General features: G+C 42.0%; 12 protein-coding genes, 2 tRNA genes and 4 rRNA genes. 12 read left to right on the top strand and 6 right to left on the bottom strand.

The genetic code is table 11. From position 1 onward, the window contains the following. Positions 1-53 precede the first annotated feature (53 nt). Positions 54-168, top strand: a 5S ribosomal RNA gene (rrf, locus tag AC21OH_RS10170). A 281-nt stretch (positions 169-449) separates the two neighbouring features. Here rrf (AC21OH_RS10170) and AC21OH_RS10165 read toward each other — a convergent pair. Together AC21OH_RS10165 and AC21OH_RS10160 are read right to left on the bottom strand one after the other, a co-directional pair. Further along, entirely contained in the window at positions 450-1,964 is a 1,515-nt protein-coding gene (locus AC21OH_RS10165; protein WP_487371444.1) for a sensor histidine kinase, read from the bottom strand. Continuing rightward, positions 1,961-2,659 (bottom strand): response regulator, encoded by a 699-nt coding sequence (locus AC21OH_RS10160; protein WP_487371443.1) that lies wholly within the window; start codon positions 2,657-2,659, stop codon positions 1,961-1,963. The genes AC21OH_RS10165 and AC21OH_RS10160 overlap by 4 nt, the downstream gene beginning before the upstream one ends. 238 nt (positions 2,660-2,897) lie before the next feature. Between AC21OH_RS10160 and AC21OH_RS10155 the strand changes: the two genes are divergently transcribed. Together AC21OH_RS10155 and AC21OH_RS10150 are read left to right on the top strand one after the other, a co-directional pair. After that, entirely contained in the window at positions 2,898-3,443 is a 546-nt protein-coding gene (locus AC21OH_RS10155) for a Spy/CpxP family protein refolding chaperone (protein ID WP_487371442.1), read from the top strand. Positions 3,444-4,017: 574 nt separating this feature from the next. Beyond that, the gene (locus AC21OH_RS10150) at positions 4,018-4,986 is read left to right on the top strand and encodes a 5'-nucleotidase (RefSeq protein WP_487371441.1); all 969 of its coding nucleotides are present in this window, start codon (positions 4,018-4,020) and stop codon (positions 4,984-4,986) included. A gap of 51 nt (positions 4,987-5,037) precedes the next feature. Here the strand turns inward: AC21OH_RS10150 and AC21OH_RS10145 are convergent, their stop codons facing one another. Genes AC21OH_RS10145 through AC21OH_RS10130 form a run of 4 tightly spaced genes read right to left on the bottom strand, consistent with a single transcriptional unit; the run spans position 5,038 to position 9,756 of the window. Then, positions 5,038-6,783, bottom strand: coding sequence for a sugar phosphorylase (locus AC21OH_RS10145; protein ID WP_487371440.1), 1,746 nt, complete (start codon positions 6,781-6,783; stop codon positions 5,038-5,040). An 11-nt stretch (positions 6,784-6,794) separates the two neighbouring features. Next, positions 6,795-8,018, bottom strand: a complete 1,224-nt coding sequence (locus AC21OH_RS10140; RefSeq protein WP_486536815.1) for a glycosyltransferase family protein — start codon at positions 8,016-8,018, stop codon at positions 6,795-6,797. A 48-nt stretch (positions 8,019-8,066) separates the two neighbouring features. Continuing rightward, entirely contained in the window at positions 8,067-8,876 is an 810-nt protein-coding gene (locus AC21OH_RS10135; RefSeq protein ID WP_487371439.1) for an HAD-IIB family hydrolase, read from the bottom strand. 10 nt (positions 8,877-8,886) lie between these two features. Further along, a complete protein-coding gene (locus tag AC21OH_RS10130; RefSeq protein WP_487371438.1) occupies positions 8,887-9,756 on the bottom strand; it encodes a P-loop NTPase fold protein in 870 nt (289 codons plus the stop codon). A gap of 547 nt (positions 9,757-10,303) precedes the next feature. On the opposite strand from AC21OH_RS10130, the gene AC21OH_RS10125 reads away from it, so the two are divergent. The 9 genes from AC21OH_RS10125 to rrf (AC21OH_RS10085) all read left to right on the top strand — a co-directional run bounded on the left by AC21OH_RS10125 (position 10,304) and on the right by rrf (AC21OH_RS10085) (position 18,849). Further along, positions 10,304-11,506 carry an alpha-hydroxy acid oxidase gene (locus AC21OH_RS10125; protein ID WP_487371437.1) on the top strand — a complete coding sequence of 401 codons (1,203 nt, stop codon included), beginning with the start codon at positions 10,304-10,306 and terminating at the stop codon, positions 11,504-11,506. Between the two features lie 115 nt (positions 11,507-11,621). Next, entirely contained in the window at positions 11,622-11,759 is a 138-nt protein-coding gene (locus AC21OH_RS10120) for a hypothetical protein (RefSeq protein ID WP_486536819.1), read from the top strand. Between the two features lie 82 nt (positions 11,760-11,841). After that, positions 11,842-12,255: an OsmC family protein gene (locus tag AC21OH_RS10115; RefSeq protein WP_486536820.1), complete on the top strand. Its 414-nt coding sequence runs from the start codon at positions 11,842-11,844 to the stop codon at positions 12,253-12,255. Positions 12,256-12,312: 57 nt separating this feature from the next. Further along, complete coding sequence (locus AC21OH_RS10110; protein WP_486536821.1) at positions 12,313-12,777, top strand: flavodoxin family protein; 465 nt, start codon at positions 12,313-12,315, stop codon at positions 12,775-12,777. Positions 12,778-13,440: 663 nt separating this feature from the next. After that, positions 13,441-14,977: ribosomal RNA gene (locus AC21OH_RS10105) — 16S ribosomal RNA — on the top strand. 154 nt (positions 14,978-15,131) lie between these two features. Further along, positions 15,132-15,208: transfer RNA gene (locus tag AC21OH_RS10100), tRNA-Ile, on the top strand. A 98-nt stretch (positions 15,209-15,306) separates the two neighbouring features. Next, a tRNA-Ala gene (locus tag AC21OH_RS10095) sits at positions 15,307-15,382 on the top strand. A 352-nt stretch (positions 15,383-15,734) separates the two neighbouring features. Next, a 23S ribosomal RNA gene (locus AC21OH_RS10090) occupies positions 15,735-18,588 on the top strand. A 146-nt stretch (positions 18,589-18,734) separates the two neighbouring features. Beyond that, positions 18,735-18,849: ribosomal RNA gene (rrf, locus tag AC21OH_RS10085) — 5S ribosomal RNA — on the top strand. The 16S, 23S and 5S rRNA genes sit together here with 2 tRNA genes alongside, the layout of an rRNA operon. Positions 18,850-18,891: the final 42 nt, after the last annotated feature.

The raw sequence follows: 18,891 nt of genomic DNA, 5'->3' as shown, positions 1-18,891 counted from the left end.
TATAAGTGACTTGATTCAGGTTCAATACAACAACTCATATCTATACCCCCTTTGCTGACGACAATAGCACGATGGAACCACCTGATCCCTTCTCGAACTCAGAAGTGAAACATCGTTGCGCCAATGGTAGTGTGGGTCCGCCCATGTGAGAGTAGGTCATCGTCAGCTCCCTATACCCTAAAAGCCCCCTGTACTTATGTACAGGGGGCTTTTGTTTGGGTGGGTTTTAACGAATATACTTTGACTTTAAGTATTGTTATCTTTTTATTACTCTAATAGTTCTCTATGTCTGGTATTAAAAACGAGAATTAATGGCTTTTTATACCTTCATATAGTCGGTTGAATTTAATTCTGCTATAAGGCGACCGAACGCAGAAAGTACACCCATTACGTCTAGGGCGGTCACACCGTAGTAGGTTTAAAGTGAATGGACTATAGTTAAAAATCTACTATTCATTCAATGGTAAAACAACTTCAATACTTAATCCGTTACTATTATCTATACGATTAAATGCCCGAATTTGTCCATGATGCGCAGTGATGATGGCATGCGCAATTGACAGTCCGAGTCCATAGCCTGTAGATTTCGTCTCTATAGGTTCAGAACTACCACTTTTAACTGAATTGCGACTACGTGCATTATCTAAACGAACAAAGGGCTGAAAAATACGTTCTAAGTCTGTTGGGTCTTTAATGCCTAAACCCGCATCAGTGACGGTAACTTTTAAAGTGTTCTTATTGTCGCCGATAGATACATTATCTACAGATATACCTACTTCACTATTTAATCTGGTGTGTTCGAAGGCGTTGCGTATAATGTTTTCGAAAGCGCTATAAAGCTGTTCGTAATTACCAATTACACTATATGTACTAGGTCTGTCCTTTTCTACATTCAGTATCCAACGCCAATTCACTTGTTTATGCTGAAACTCGAAGCTAACATCCTTCCTAATACTTTCCAATATTTCAAGAATATCAATATTTTCAATATCATCTTTATTTAGATGTTTATCGTCCATCTGTAGTGACTGAATATGAATGATTTGGTCTATCAGATGGTTCATGCGTCCAGATTCTTTGTCGATACGTTCTAAATAGCGTTTCGCTTCAGGCGCGAAATCAAGAGCCAATTCGGTAGCAACATCTAAACGGGCAAGGGGTGAACGAAGTTCATGCGAAATATCACTTAGTATCCGCTTACGTGCCTTTTCACTTTTATCTAAGCGCTCAGATAGCTGCGCTACCTCTCTTGCAAGTACGCCCAATTCGTCATCGCCAAATTGGGTTAACTCAGTATTACTTTCATAGCTACCCTCACTTATATGGTGTACGGCGTGCTGCAACTTACGAATACGATTGGTTAACGTCCGGCTTAACCAATAACATGCGGGCATACTGAGTAATAAAGTAAGCGTTATACGTAGTCCAGTATAACTGCGCTGAGATGATCTAATTTCACGTAATGGTAATCTTGGTTGTAATTGAACAGTATAGCTTCGACCATTTGGTGCAAGCGCTGTCGTGTCAGCAAGTTGTGGATAGCTGTCTTCATTAACACTAATTTGTTGCCACACTCTTGAAACTTCAGTATGGCGATTATCTTGTCTATTATTTTTATTAGTTATCTTATCTGGAGGTGGTAGAGGTTGATAGTTTAACGGTCTTGGACGTTTAAATGATAGCAGATTACCTTGATCATCAAGAATACGAACTTGCTCCATTAACATTCTATCTTGATGATAACGTTGACGGATGCTATTAAACTCTCCTTTTTCTATTAAAGCACTAATTTCCTCACGTACCGTTAATAAATGCGTCACCTGTTCTTGCATAAGGTTATTAATTTGTTTGTTATTTAACCATCGCTCAATACCTACTGAGAGCGTTGAGGTAATCAGCAACATCAGTAATAAGCTTAAAAATAAACGCCAAAAGAGGGTAAACCGTGGAATAGATATTGTCATAATACTAACTGATACCCTTTACCGCGAATGGCCTTAATTGGATCGTCATGATAAGGTTGTAACTTTTTGCGTAAACGCGAAATATGCACATCTAAACTGCGGTCAAAGGGTTGTAGATCTCGTTGCAATACCGTCTGTGACAGCCACTCTTTACTGGCAATATTTCCTTGTAAAGTGTTACTCTGCATTCGTACCAACGCTACTAATAAATCAAACTCAGTACCCGTTACTGCCAGTTCATTGCCATCGATTCGGCAGATACGGTGTGATTGATCAAGATGTAACCTATCGTGGCTAAGCGGCAGGGCGTCGACGGTAGGTGTTTTATTACGTTTAATCACTGCATTGATACGAGCAAGTAACTCACGAGGGTTACAAGGTTTAGAGATATAATCATCTGCGCCAAGCTCAAGACCAATAATTCTATCGATTTCATCACCTTTTGCGGTGAGCATAATTACTGGTATTTGGATAATAGACGGCAGTCGACGCAAAACACTTAGGCCGTCAATTTTTGGCATCATTATATCTAACACCAACAAATCATATTTGGGTTGATGAGACGTATTTTGCAATTTCTGTAATACTTCTTCACCATCATAAGCGCAATCGCAAGTTATCCCATGATTGGTTAAATACTCCTGTAGTAAGTCGGTTAACTCTTTATCGTCATCACCCAATAAAACATATGTCATAAGCTACTCATTCGAGTCAGTAAAATCTATTATAATTACTTGTTTAAATCATAACGAGGTATGAGTAAGCAAGCAACCAAATCTGTAGACGTAGAAGCAATTGTTACCTTTCTTAATGTTTCATCAAAGTATGCAATGTTTGTCTTCGCTATTATTTGATTTGTGGATACAGCGAAAGCGCTTATCCGCTTATTGAATCAACTTTAAAATAAATCTCGTAATGAATAGGAATACAAACATGAAGAAATTTGCAATCAGTTCACTATTGGCGTTATCAAGCACCCTAGCAGTTGTCGGTATAAGTCAAGCAAATATTGTTGATTACTCAACAGCTAAAGCCAGTACGATGCAGCAAAAAAATGTGAAAGGTACAGACTTGCGTCACCACGATGGACATGAAGGTTTTGGTAAGCAACGAGGCGTCATGGCACAGCTTGACTTGACCGATGCTCAACAACAGCAAATTGATACCATTAAACAAGCACAGCGTACTAAGCGTCAAAACGAACGTGCAAACCGTCAAGCTGAGCGTCAACAAAACCGTGCTCGAATGCAAACTTTAATGAATAGAAAAACTTTGAATACAGCAGCACTCAATAGCCTTGCAAATGAGCATGCTGAGCAAGCAAAAGAGCGCTTTATAAAACAGGCACAAACTAAACATGCCATTGCTCAGGTCTTAACTGTAGAGCAAAGAGCACAGCTAGAGCAGCTACATGAACAGCGTGGCGAGCGAGCTGGAAATGGTGAACGTCCTATGGGTAGACATGGTATGGGTTTATAAAAAGAAATATTGAGGAAGTAACCGCCCATCGGTAAGATTGGTTAAACTACCTCATTTTTAGCCTCATCAACCAAATAGGGATGCGCCCTAGACTTTGACAAGCGTTGCATTTATTTAATGCAGCGCTTTCTGTTTTATCAAGAGCTTAAAGGGTATGTTAGTACAAATGAATTTCTTAATTCATTTCTATTTCAACTCATTTCTACTTAAAAGATATGAGCTGAATTATAGTTCACTGACTATAACTATTGTGATTCTACACAACCCAGCAATAGCACTGTGCTAACCAGTAATGTTAGACTAGAGTTTAACCTCTTTAAAGTGACAATAAAGCAGGTATAGTCAATCCACTTTAAACCTGCTACGGTGTTAACCGCCCTAGATGTACTACTTGTATTATCTGCGGTCGGTCGCCTTATAGCAGAATTAAATTGAATCGAATATATTATAATTAGGGCGTGTCTTCATTTTTAAATCAAGACACGCCCTAGTAGGTGACAAGCCTTAAAGGGCTTATCCCTAAAACGGTTTAAAGAGGGTTCAGATTCAATTCAGAAGCATAAAGGTTTGAACTATGGCTGTTGATTTTTCTAATACGTTAATCGTTGCAATATCGGCAACGGCATTGTTTGATTTAAGCGAAACAGAAATCTATCGTAAAAAACTAATTGAACAGGATCCTGCTACAGCAGCGAAGAAGTTTCGTGAGTATATGCAACAGAGAGAAAATGAACCCTTAAAGACGGGCGCAGGGTTTCCGCTCATTCAAGCCATATTAAACCTTAACCAATATCATGTCGACAACAAAACGTACGAGGTCGAATCGCCACTTGTTGAAGTCGTTATCGTATCTAAAACATCACCTGACACTGGTATTAGGGTATTGAATGCCATTCGTGAGCGCAAACTGAATATAACCCGTTCTGCCTTTATTTCGGGTAATGATGTGACGGATTATATTAGAGACTTTAAAGTAGATTTATTTTTAACCACCAACAAAACCGACGCACAAAAAGTGACCGACGCCAATGTCTGTGCATGTGCCATATTGAGTGCAACCCCTGTTAATACTTATGAGTTGGATGTACAACAACTGCGCATTGCCTTTGATGGTGATGCGGTATTGTTTGATGACTCTGGTGAACTGCTATACAGACAAAAAGGCTTAAAGGCGTTTCATGATAGAGAAGCCAGTATGGCTGACTTACCTATTGAGAAGGGACCCTACGCAGATTTACTCATCAAATTATCGAAGCTACAAAACAATATCCCCAGTAATCTTGAGCCCGCGCCTATACAAATTGCATTGGTGACAGCGCGTAATGCGCCTGCAGATTTAAGAGCAATAAAAACCCTACGTGAATGGGATGTTAACGTTGATATGGCGTTTTTTTTGGGGGGATTAGAGAAGACAGCGGTTTTAAAAACTTTTGCACCGCATATCTTCTTCGATGACTCAATCAAACATATAAACTCAGTAAAAAACTTTGTACCCTCAGCCTTAGTCCCTTATAAATCTGCGTCCAAATTATACATTGGCTAGATTATGCATCGGCTGGATTGTATCAAGGTTAATGTTCGTTTAAGTAGCTAATCAAGTATTACTGATCCACATGGTCTGATACGGTTGCAATTCTAAAAACTCAGTAGATAAATCTATTTTTTGATCGGTAATCAGCTCTTTCCAGTTGTCAGTATCCATTAAATTAATATCAGACAGTAAGATGGATTGTTTTTGAGCAGTAATATTATTCAGACAGAAAATGCTTTGCTTGCGTTTTAGATCTTGACGCCAATAGCCAAAGATATGGGAGCCCAATTGTAGGGTGAACTGCTGGGCATTCGGATGAAACGCAGGTTGTGCTTTACGTATTTTGATAAGTTTAGTCAGCACTTCGTGTACGATATATTGATTTGAGTCGGGCTTATTTAATAAGCCTTCCAACTTATCAAATTCCCAACGATGACGATTGATTGAGCGGTTACGCCCCGTGCGATTAACACCTTCGTAATCATTCGATGTGGCTAGCAGGCTATGAATATAGATACCTGGAATACCTTCGATACCTAACATAATAGCTTGGGCACAAATAAAGCGCTCAATTTGATACTCGTCGGGTCCAGCAAAAGTGCCTTGTAGTGCATCAAACAAAGTGATATTAATCTCATACGGTTTTTGACTACCATCCGCTAACGCACGACTCGAAACCTGTCCACCAAACTCCCGCATCTTATTGACCAAAGCGCCAATCTCTTCGTCCGCCAGCAATCCTTCGGCAGGTCGTAGACCAATACCATCGTGGGAGGCAATGAAATTGAAATATACGGTACCGCTCTGTGTTGGTGGCATACTAATCATCCAACTGTTTAAGTAAGTGCAGTTGCCAGAAGCTAGCGTATACAATAATAATGGTGGTAAGGAGAAGTTATATATGCCGTGTGCTTCGTTGGCATTACCGAAATAGGTTAAGTTTTCTTGATTAGGTATATTAGTCTCGGTAATAATGATAATTGATGGATCGACATGTTCAATTAATGTGCGCAATAACCGCACTACCTCGTGGGTTTGCGGTAGATTAATGCAGGTTGTTCCAATAATTTTCCATAAAAAAGCCACTGCATCTAGTCTGAATAACTTGGCTTCATTGTCGATGTAAAAGCGGATAATTTCGACAAATTTAAGTAGTACATTTGGATTGCTAAAGTCCAAATCTGCTTGATCATGCCCAAAGGTACACCATACATAGTCATCCCCGTTTACGGTTTGTGTTTCTCGTAGTAAAGGAGTGACTCTAGGACGGGTCACATCCGATAAATCATCGCTAGGACTTGCTGTGAAAAAAAAGTCATGGCCTGTACCACTACCTTTTATAAAGTTATGAAACCATTCACTTTGTACTGAGCAGTGATTGATGACCAAGTCAAACATTAAGTCATAATCTTTGCCAATGGCAGTAATGTCACCCCAAGAACCTAAGCTCGGATTGACCGCTTTATAATCGATAACCGCAAAACCATCGTCAGAGCTAAAAGGAAAAAATGGTAGAATATGCACGTTGTTAATAGTGTCTTTGAAGTAGTCATCTAAAATAGTATGCAGAGTAACTAACGGCTTCTCGCCTTCTTTAACGACACTATCACCATAGGTAATCATCACAATATCGCTTTCATTCCAGTAATTGTGATGAGCCTGTGGAGAGGCGATATCGTCTTCAGACTTAATACCAATGGTTTCCAGCAGTTTAGTAGCCAGTGCCTGATAGCTAATATCCATCTCAACATCGGCGTAAATACTATCCAAATGGTGTATGATCTTGTCACGAAGAGTTTGTAGTGCCATATTGCTTACTCCTACGCCCTGAACTCAGCGGTATCCGCTTCTACTGCTGCAATGAGTCGTTCACTAATATCGGGTATGGCACTTGCTACCCGATTCCAGCTTGGTATAAACGGTGTCTCCATAGGATTATCTAAAAAGCTTTGACCGGCTTTCATAATATTACTGGCAAACATTTCGACCGCTTTTTCTTCATTATGAATATCAAGCTTTAATCCATTCATGACCGCATCATTGTGATAGGTCTCGACAAAGTCTAAAGCAATTCGGTAATAGGTAGCTTTAATGGATCGAAATGTCTCGTTACTCAGAATGTAGCCTTGTGTGGCCAGTTTACGAAACAAAGCTTTGGTGATGTCAATAGACATTTTTGATAGACCGCCTTGATCATTGTGCTGTGACAAATCTTGATGCTTGTGATCATAGATATCACAAATATCTACTTGGCACAGATGGTTGCGAGCGTAATTACGATGCATTTCAGAGAGAACACCAATCTCCAGTCCCCAATCACTAGGGATACGAATGTCGTTTAACACATCACGTCTAAACGAAAACTCACCAGCTAATGGATATCTAAAGCTGTCCATAAATTCTAAATAATCATTATCTCCTATGGTGCGTTTGAGAGCGCGTATAAGCGGCGTCACTAGCAGACGAGAGACTCGGCCATTGATTTTGCCATTGGCAACACGTGCATAGTAGCCTTTACTAAATTCGTAGTTGAACATAGGATTAGCAACAGGGTAGATCAGTTTGGCAAGAAGATCTTTTTCATAAGTAGTGATGTCGCAATCATGCAATGCGATTGATTCTGAACGTTCTGAGGCTAAAATATAACCCATACAATACCAAACATTGCGACCTTTCCCCATCTCCTTTGGCGCTAATCCATGTGTTTGAAGTTCTTGATCAAGCGCCTTAAGCCGAGGACCATCATTCCATAAGACTCGGTGATGCTGCGGCAACTTATCAAAAAATTTCAATGCCTGTCGGTATTGAGTCTCATCGGCTCTATCCAAACCAATCACAATTTCTGATAAATAAGGAACCTCTTGAAGTTCACTAACAATATGAGGTAAGGCATCACCTTCAAGCTCTGAAAATAAAGAGGGCAGTATAAGACCCATCGGACGTTTTTTTGAAAACTGAACAAGTTCAGCTTCGATATCTTCATAAGGTCGACGCGTCAAGTTGTGTAAAGTAGTAATAACGCCGTTTTGAAAAAAATCAGCCATAAGTCCTCCTGACTATAATAGTTAAGTTTTTAATATATCATTTGTAATCTATAGTTTTAATAGTGTGGTTAGCATCTCGTCCCAGCCTTCAGGACCTGTCATCGAGCTGGTATAAACCTCTTCTTTATTAACGTCAGGCGGCGGGTTAGTAGGGGAGACAATACGTACTGCTATATCAGCGGCTTCAAGCATGGCAACATCATTTTGACCATCGCCGAGAGCAATAGTATGGGTATCGACTTTGAATTGCTTTTCATATTCAGCCGCCAGCCACTGTAACGCTTGTCCTTTATTGCAATCTCCCGAAATATGGATAAAACGTCCACCTTCTAAAGGATAGGCCCCTTTGTCTTTTATAGCTTTGATAAATTTAGCTTTGTCAGCGTCATCTCCTAACCATAAAATGGGTTCTCCAAATTGACGTTTGGCGGCTGAGGCAGCGGACTGAGCGTCTAAGCCGGTACACTCTTGGATATCGGATACGCTCATCTTTGAAAATTGCTTATACTGATCTGAGAACTCATCATTTAACTGTTCAAGCAAACTTATCCAATGTGATTTATCTGCTATAAAGGACTTACACCAAAAGCCGTCTATTACAGTGGTATCAATGGGTTTATGCTTCAAAAAGAATAGGGGGATATAAATAGCAGCACCATTTTCTATAATGAACGGGCCATTTAGTCCGATACGATGTCGAAGTGTCTGCATTTCGGCATAAGTCTTACTGGTTGTAGGTATGACCGGTATTTCTTTTTTCCGAAGTTTATTTAATGTTGGTATTGCCGCTGTGTATGAATAGGTGTGGTGATCAAGTAAAGTACCATCCATATCTGTAAAAACTAAGGTTTTAATCATAATATTCTAATTATTTAACTACTTTTTGATTGGTGATAGTTCTGGATTCATCAAGAAAAAATACGGTATCTGATTCATTGGGTAGTGTCTTCAAGGTGTGTTCGGTCAGTCTTTGATAATGCTGAATAAAAATTGCTATTTGTTCATCAGTCATAATTGCCTTATCTTTTGTATTAGTGTTTGCAAGCTTATGTTCCTGCTCGCCTCGCCATTTGAAAACACAATCAAACGACGGCGCCTTTAAGAATACTTTGTAGTCGACCATATCAAACAAAGTTTGATAATCCTGACTAAGCTGCTTATTAACATAAGTACGCCATATCCTCTTAGCATCATGTTCTTTTTCTAATTCATTAACTGCCTCTGATAATGCTTCAACTGGCTGTGGCGTTAAGTTAACGCACCAACCCTCTAATAAAATGATGTCTGGTCGATAATTTATTGTAGCCCATTTATCGGTAGGGTAAGGATTGTCAGAGGCTTTGTTAAAGCGTGGTATCAAGGTATAAGCGCCATTTTGTAGTCGATCAAATGTCTCGATGGCCAGCGTTATATCATGAGTACCGGGTACCCCTCGTATTTTTAATAAAGGATGAATGTTTTTTGCTAATGCCAATCTCTCAGCTTGACTGAAATAAAAATCATCTATTGATAAAGAGACGATTTTTTTATCATGTTGGGCCGACAAATACTCTGCTAGATAGCTAGTAAGTGTTGTTTTACCAGAGCCTTGGCAACCACTAATGCCTACAATAAAGGGATGGGATGACCTATTATGGTGCTCTATTATCCGTTCACATAGCGGCAAGAACCATTGTTGTGCGGTTTTTATATAGTTATCTGGTAGCTCATGTTGTGATAGAAATTTCTGCATATCCATTTTAAGATCCGTATCGTAACTTGCACGCTACTGTTTTAGTATGAACAGTGCTTTATCGTTACAATATCTATGCCATGCTGATGACGTTGATAGTTCGTAAGGAGGAGCCATTATTTAAAGCCAGATGCAATAAAACAGTGCATTAGCCATATAATGGTGCATCATAAGGAAAATCGTATGGATAATCTTGTGTTGTATCAAATATTACCGTTTGCTAACGAGTCGCACCCGATTGCTAAAGGCGCTAACTTTACTTACTAACTTTGCTCAGTAACTTCGCTCAGTAACTTTGCTAAAGCTTAGTGGGAATACAATCGCTTGAGAATTGCTTATATTAAAATTAAAACGCTTTGTATTGGGTATATTTGTATTCAGTATAGAGCGGATTAAAGTTTGGTATCGTGATTTAGATGGATTTAGGTCATAGCTATCGTACAAATAATGGCGCATAAAGAATTGACATAGTTGTATTGTTTTTATGAATATAGACTATAATGGACGTTTATGAAAACCTACATGGATGTTAGTGCATAACGAGAGTAGTCGTATGAAAAACTTAATGAAGATGACTGAAATAGAAGACTTACGCAGAGTCGCTGAGCGTAAAGTTCCGCGTATGTTTTACGATTATGTGGATTCAGGTTCTTGGACACAAACAACATATCGCAACAACGAGACGGATTTTGATCGTATTAAATTACGCCAGCGAGTGCTTGTCGATATGGAAAATCGCAGCTTAGCTACGACAATGATCGGTGAGAAGGTAACCATGCCCGTTGCGATAGCTCCGACGGGTTTTACAGGGATGATGTGGGCAAATGGTGAGATGCACGCTGCCCGCGCGGCCGAGAAATTTGGCATCCCTTTTTCATTGTCGACCATGAGTATTTGTTCTATTGAAGACGTGGCTGAATATACCAATCGCCCCTTTTGGTTTCAGCTATACGTCATGCGTGACAAAGAATTTATGTCAAACCTTATACGCCGTGCTAAGCAGGCCAATTGTTCTGCCTTGATATTGACTGCAGACTTACAAGTCCTTGGTCAGCGTCACAAAGATATCAAAAACGGTCTATCCGCGCCGCCCAAACCTACCCCTGCAAATATCCTTAATCTTATGGCTAAGCCAGAATGGTGCTTAAATATGCTCAGTGCTAAACGGCGCACCTTTGGTAATATTGTTGGACATGCAAAAGGTGTGGGAGATTTGTCCTCCTTGTCGTCATGGACTGCCGAACAATTTGACCCTGCATTAAGTTGGGATGATGTGGCTAGAATCAAAGAGATGTGGGGCGGTAAGCTTATTATTAAGGGCATTATGGAACCCGAAGATGCCATTATGGCTGCCCGTAGTGGCGCTGATGCGATGGTCGTCTCGAATCATGGCGGACGCCAATTAGATGGTGCCCCATCCTCTATTGCCAGTCTTAGCGATATTGTACAAGCAATACAAAGTGAGAGTAGCGATATTGAGATATGGCTAGACAGTGGGGTACGATCAGGACAAGATATTTTAAAAGCTATGGCATTGGGTGCTAAAGGGACGATGATAGGTCGTGCTTTTTTGTATGGTTTGGGCGCTTATGGAGAAGATGGCGTTCGCCGTGCTTTAGAAATATTATATAAAGAGTGTGATATTACAATGGCGTTCACTGGGCATACGCATATTGATAAAGTAGATTCTAATATCTTAGTTAAGGGTACCTATGAACATCTTAAATCATTGCCACCTATTGCTCCTCGCGGATAGAGGTGCAATATAGAACTACAATAAGGTAATAAATAGGTCAAACGAAACCCTACTTCTAATAGCCTACGCCTTATATTCCAATATTTAAAAACCGACTCAATATGTTTATGAGCGCATGTATCGTCTTATTATTGATATCAACATCATCCTAGAAACACTGCAAAACACTTTGCCTGACAATATACTTCAAGCCGACAGCGCGCTGATAGGCACAACTGAAAACATTGCCTATATGATGGAGCTCATTAAGTAAACACTCGATTATTAGAACTGAAAATTATTTAATAACCATGACATACAGTCATAAAATAAAGACAAGCAAAAAGGATAGCTCCATGACGACTTCAACGGTAGAATACCAAGGCAATTTGCGTACTCAAGCGCTGCATCTACAATCTAATAATCAAATTATTACTGACGCGCCAACCGATAATCATGGTAAAGGTGAAGCGTTTTCACCTACTGATTTATTAGCGACCAGTTTGGCAAGTTGTATGCTGACTATTATTGGTATTAAAGCTGCGGATATGGAAGTAAACGTGATTGGTACAAAAGCTGATGTAACAAAAGTTATGGCTGCTGAACCACGCCGAGTTAGTGAAATCAAAGTAAGTATTGAGTTTTATAAAGAGTTTGATAAGCGAACGCGTAAAGTTCTTGAAGCCGCTGCATTAACTTGCCCTGTAGCAAAAAGTATTCATCCAGATATTAATCAAGATATAACTTTCAAGTACCCAGACAGTATTTAATAAAAGCTGTTCAGTAAAAGTTCTCTAATAATAGCTATCTAATATAAAGGGAATACTATGTCTAATAAAACGTTACTTATCGTTGCTCATGCGCCATCGCCTAATACTAAAAAACTGGCTGAGGCCGCTGCAAGAGGGGCCGATCACCCAGACTTAGAAGTAGAGGTTATTTTAAAGTCCCCACAAGATACGCAGCCTGAAGATGTATTAGCAGCAGATGCGCTATTATTAGGCACTACAGAGAATTTTGCGTATATGGCAGGACTGATTAAAGACTTTTTTGATCGTTGCTATTACCCCATATTAGAAAAGAAGCAAGGGATGCCATTTGCTGTCTATATTCGAGCGGGCCAAGATGGGACAGGAACCGAGCGAGCTATGAAGACCATTACAACAGGACTACGCTGGGAGTGGATACACGAAGCTTTAATATTAAAAGGGGAATGGAAAGATAGGTTTATTGATCAGGTGGAGGAGCTAGCGATGACATTAGCAGCAGGGTTAGAAGCAGGAATTTATTGAAACTTAATTATAATAGGATATAGATTAAAAGTAGTATGGTTTAAATGAAGTATTAGGCAAGAACAAGAAACTTATATGTCAATATATTTAGTTTTATGACGACAAGAATCCTTTAAATCCAAACAGAATTCTCTATTTGAAATTAGCATGCTAAAAACTTAAAGAAAAATAAAGTAAACAGTTGACACTAAAAATAAAGTGTCTATAATACGCACCTCATCAGGACAACATGAACTAAGTCAGATAGACATAGAGAAAAATGTTTTGATAAAGAATAAAATAAAGCTTGACAGAATATATAATAATTTATATACTAGACGGCTCGCTACTAAAGCTTACAGCACTTCAAATTGAAGAGGCTAATAACTTTATAGCACAACTAGTCTTGGACGACAAGCTAGTCATTATTTAAAAGCTAGAACTAAAGAACAACTTGTGTGGATTTTTGCTGATTAAGAATGCTAAAAATGAAGTTGGGATTGTTTGTATCTATTAATAGGTATGGATAATGACTAACTATAAAAAATTATCATTTAATACAGCAGAAAAACTCGAAGTTAATTCATTATATGAAACATACGAAAAGCAATTTGCTAGTATTAAATGAGCCAAGATTAGTAATCTATCTTACTTTTAATTAAGTGAAAGGTTACAAGCAAGATTAAACTGAAGAGTTTGATCATGGCTCAGATTGAACGCTGGCGGCAGGCTTAACACATGCAAGTCGAGCGGAAACGATGATAGCTTGCTATCAGGCGTCGAGCGGCGGACGGGTGAGTAATACTTAGGAATCTGCCCAGTAGTGGGGGATAGCACGGGGAAACTCGTATTAATACCGCATACACCCTACGGGGAAAAGGGGGCGCTTGCGCTCTCGCTATTGGATGAGCCTAAGTCGGATTAGCTAGTTGGTGGGGTAAAGGCCTACCAAGGCGACGATCTGTAGCTGGTCTGAGAGGATGATCAGCCACACCGGGACTGAGACACGGCCCGGACTCCTACGGGAGGCAGCAGTGGGGAATATTGGACAATGGGGGCAACCCTGATCCAGCCATGCCGCGTGTGTGAAGAAGGCCTTTTGGTTGTAAAGCACTTTAAGCAGTGAAGAAGACCTTATGGTTAATACCCATAAGCGATGACATTAGCTGCAGAATAAGCACCGGCTAACTCTGTGCCAGCAGCCGCGGTAATACAGAGGGTGCAAGCGTTAATCGGAATTACTGGGCGTAAAGCGAGCGTAGGTGGCTTAATAAGTCAGATGTGAAATCCCCGGGCTTAACCTGGGAACTGCATCTGATACTGTTAGGCTAGAGTAGGTGAGAGGGAGGTAGAATTTCAGGTGTAGCGGTGAAATGCGTAGAGATCTGAAGGAATACCGATGGCGAAGGCAGCCTCCTGGCATCATACTGACACTGAGGTTCGAAAGCGTGGGTAGCAAACAGGATTAGATACCCTGGTAGTCCACGCCGTAAACGATGTCTACTAGTCGTTGGGGGACTTGATCCCTTAGTGACGCAGCTAACGCACTAAGTAGACCGCCTGGGGAGTACGGCCGCAAGGTTAAAACTCAAATGAATTGACGGGGGCCCGCACAAGCGGTGGAGCATGTGGTTTAATTCGATGCAACGCGAAGAACCTTACCTGGTCTTGACATATCTAGAATCTTGTAGAGATACGAGAGTGCCTTCGGGAATTAGAATACAGGTGCTGCATGGCTGTCGTCAGCTCGTGTCGTGAGATGTTGGGTTAAGTCCCGCAACGAGCGCAACCCTTTTCCTTAGTTACCAGCGGTTTGGCCGGGGACTCTAAGGATACTGCCAGTGACAAACTGGAGGAAGGCGGGGACGACGTCAAGTCATCATGGCCCTTACGACCAGGGCTACACACGTGCTACAATGGTAGGTACAGAGGGCAGCTACACAGCGATGTGATGCGAATCTCAAAAAGCCTATCGTAGTCCAGATTGGAGTCTGCAACTCGACTCCATGAAGTCGGAATCGCTAGTAATCGCGGATCAGAATGCCGCGGTGAATACGTTCCCGGGCCTTGTACACACCGCCCGTCACACCATGGGAGTTGATTGCACCAGAAGTGGGTAGCCTAACCTTTTAGGATGGCGCTCACCACGGTGTGGTCGATGACTGGGGTGAAGTCGTAACAAGGTAGCCGTAGGGGAACCTGCGGCTGGATCACCTCCTTATAAACGGCATTCGGTCAGCAAGAATTCACAACAAGTTGTTCTTTAGTTTTAGTAGATAAAAGCTTTCGAGGAAGCAAGACTTATAGAAATTTCCCTTAAAGGAAATTTCTCTTGCGCTCGGGATGAAGCAGTGCTTCATCTATATCCTCGCTCAGGGTCTGTAGCTCAGCTGGTTAGAGCACCGTGTTGATAACGCGGGGGTCATAAGTTCAAGTCTTATCAGACCCACCATATGAGATCTTGGAAAGTACAAGGCTTCTAGAAATTTCCCTTTAAGGAAATTTCTCTTGCGAAGCTAAAAAAGCGGTGCTTTTTTTACACGCTTCTCAGGGGCCATAGCTCAGTTGGTAGAGCGCCTGCCTTGCACGCAGGAGGTCAGGAGTTCGACTCTCCTTGGCTCCACCATTACTAGATGATTGCAAGAGACGTAACATATATAGTAAGAAGATAAAATAGAAGTAAGCAATCAGTAAAACGATTTCTTACTTCTGTTTTATACAGAAACAACATAACGATCTGATGAAGACGTTATTACTATTTAAAAACATAGATATGAGTTGTAATATTCGGATAAACGATGAATCATTCACTGAGCCATTGTTTATCCATTAATCAACCTTTTTAACGTCAATAGCTATTATAGTATTGCTGTTATCCCAAGAGGTTGGTTATAAAAAGTAATAAGAGAACTGAATCAAGCGTAAATTATCAAGGTGATATCGTTATAATTGCTGACAAAGACCCTTTGGGGTTGTATGGTCAAGTAATTAAGCGCACATGGTGGATGCCTTGGCAGTCAGAGGCGATGAAAGACGTGACAGCCTGCGATAAGCTTCGGGGAGGCGGCAATATCCTGTGATCCGGAGATTTCTGAATGGGGAAACCCATCTAGTGTAAACTAGATATACTAATTTATTAGTAAGCGAACGAGGGGAAGTGAAACATCTCAGTACCCTTAGGAAAAGACATCAAATGAGATTCCCCTAGTAGCGGCGAGCGAACGGGGAGGAGCCGACGGATTTTAGAATAGACGAACAGAGTGGGAAATCTGACCATAGTGGGTGATAGTCCCGTAGTCGAAATTCTAGATGAAGCATATTAAGTAGTGCGGGACACGAGAAATCCTGTATGAAGATGGGGGGACCATCCTCCAAGGCTAAATACTCCTGACTGACCGATAGTGAACCAGTACCGTGAGGGAAAGGCGAAAAGAACCCCTGTGAGGGGAGTGAAATAGAACCTGAAACCGTGTGCGTACAAGCAGTGGGAGCCTCCTTGTGGGGTGACCGCGTACCTTTTGTATAATGGGTCAGCGACTTATATTCTGTAGCGAGGTTAACCATTAGGGGAGCCGTAGGGAAACCGAGTCTTAATAGGGCGTTTAGTTGCGGGGTATAGACCCGAAACCGAGTGATCTATCCATGAGCAGGTTGAAAGTGCCGTAACAGGCACCGGAGGACCGAACCCACTGTCGTTGAAAAGCCAGGGGATGACTTGTGGATAGGGGTGAAAGGCTAATCAAACTCGGTGATAGCTGGTTCTCCCCGAAAGCTATTTAGGTAGCGCCTCGGACGAACACCATTGGGGGTAGAGCACTGTTTCGGCTAGGGGGTCATACCGACTTACCAAACCGATGCAAACTCCGAATACCGATGAGTGATATCCGGGAGACACACGGTGGGTGCTAACGTCCATCGTGGAGAGGGAAACAACCCAGACCGCCAGCTAAGGCCCCAAATTCCTAGTTAAGTGGGAAACGAAGTGGGAAGGCATAGACAGCTAGGAGGTTGGCTTAGAAGCAGCCATCCTTTAAAGAAAGCGTAATAGCTCACTAGTCGAGTCGGCCCGCGCGGAAGATGTAACGGGGCTCAAACTAGGAGCCGAAGCTGCGGATTTGAAAATTGTTTCAAGTGGTAGGGGAGCGTTGTGTAAGCCTGAGAAGGTGTGTTGTAAGGCATGCTGGAGGTATCACAAGAGCGAATGCTGACGTGAGTAACGATAATGGGTGTGAAAAGCATCCACGCCGGAAGATCAAGGGTTCCAGTCCAACGTTAATCGGGGCTGGGTGAGTCGACCCCTAAGGCGAGGCCGAAAGGCGTAGTCGATGGGAAATCGGTTAATATTCCGATACTTGTTTATGATGTGATGGAGGGACGGAGAAGGTTATACCGGCCTGGCGATGGTTGTCCAGGTGAAAGGATGTAGGCAGATGGCTTAGGTAAATCCGGGCTATTAATGCTGAGATCTGATAGCAAGCTGTACTTGTACAGCGAAGCGGTCTATACCATGCTTCCAGGAAAAGCTTCTAAACTTAGTCATAAACGAATCGTACCCTAAACCGACACAGGTGATCAGGTAGAGAATACCAAGGCGCTTGAGAGAACTCTGCTGAAGGAACTAGGCAAAATGGTACCGTAACTTCGGGAGAAGGTACGCTGCTGATGGTGAAGGACTTGCTCCGTAAGCTATTAGCAGTCGCAGATACCAGGCTGCTGCAACTGTTTATTAAAAACACAGCACTCTGCAAACACGAAAGTGGACGTATAGGGTGTGATGCCTGCCCGGTGCTGGAAGGTTAATTGATGGGGTAAGCCGTAAGGCGAAGCTCTTGATCGAAGCCCCAGTAAACGGCGGCCGTAACTATAACGGTCCTAAGGTAGCGAAATTCCTTGTCGGGTAAGTTCCGACCTGCACGAATGGCATAATGATGGCAGCGCTGTCTCCAGCAGAGACTCAGTGAAATCGAAATCGCAGTGAAGATGCTGTGTACCCGCGGCTAGACGGAAAGACCCCGTGAACCTTTACTACAGCTTTACATTGAACTTTGACCTGACTTGTGCAGGATAGGTGGGAGGCTTTGAAGCAGATACGCCAGTATTTGTGGAGCCAACCTTGAAATACCACCCTGGTCATGTTGAGGTTCTAACTCAGGTATAACAATACCGAGGACAATGTATGGTGGGTAGTTTGACTGGGGCGGTCTCCTCCTAAAGAGTAACGGAGGAGTACGAAGGTGCGCTCAGAACGGTCGGAAATCGTTCAAAGAGTATAAAGGCAAAAGCGCGCTTAACTGCGAGACCCACAAGTCGAGCAGGTACGAAAGTAGGTCTTAGTGATCCGGTGGTTCTGTATGGAAGGGCCATCGCTCAACGGATAAAAGGTACTCTGGGGATAACAGGCTGATACCGCCCAAGAGTTCATATCGACGGCGGTGTTTGGCACCTCGATGTCGGCTCATCTCATCCTAGGGCTGAAGCAGGTCCTAAGGGTATGGCTGTTCGCCATTTAAAGAGGTACGCGAGCTGGGTTTAGAACGTCGTGAGACAGTTCGGTCCCTATCTACCGTGGGCGTTGGAAATTTGAGAGGATCTGCTCCTAGTACGAGAGGACCAGAGTGGACGAACCGCTGGTGTTCGGGTTGTCATGCCAATGGCATTGCCCGGTAGCTACGTTCGGATTGGATAACCGCTGAAAGCATCTAAGCGGGAAGCCAACCTCAAGATTAGATTTCCCTTAAGAGTCGTTGTAGACTACAACGTTGATAGGCAGGGTGTGGAAGCGCAGTGATGTGTGTAGCTAACCTGTACTAATTGCTCGATCGGCTTGACCATACAACACCCAAGTGGTTTTAAAGTTGTACATCAGCCAATTATTTCGATATCACCTGATAATATACTTATATATTTGATTATTTATATCACTTATATAAGTGACTTGATTCAGGTTCAATACAACAACTCATATCTATACCCCCTTTGCTGACGACAATAGCACGATGGAACCACCTGATCCCTTCTCGAACTCAGAAGTGAAACATCGTTGCGCCAATGGTAGTGTGGGTCCGCCCATGTGAGAGTAGGTCATCGTCAGCTCCCTATACCCTAAAAGCCCCCTGTACTTATGTACAGGGGGCT

The organism is Psychrobacter sp. CX10 (genome assembly GCF_057621575.2).
Note: the sequence above shows the minus strand (reverse complement) of the source record. Positions and strands in the feature narration are given on the sequence as shown.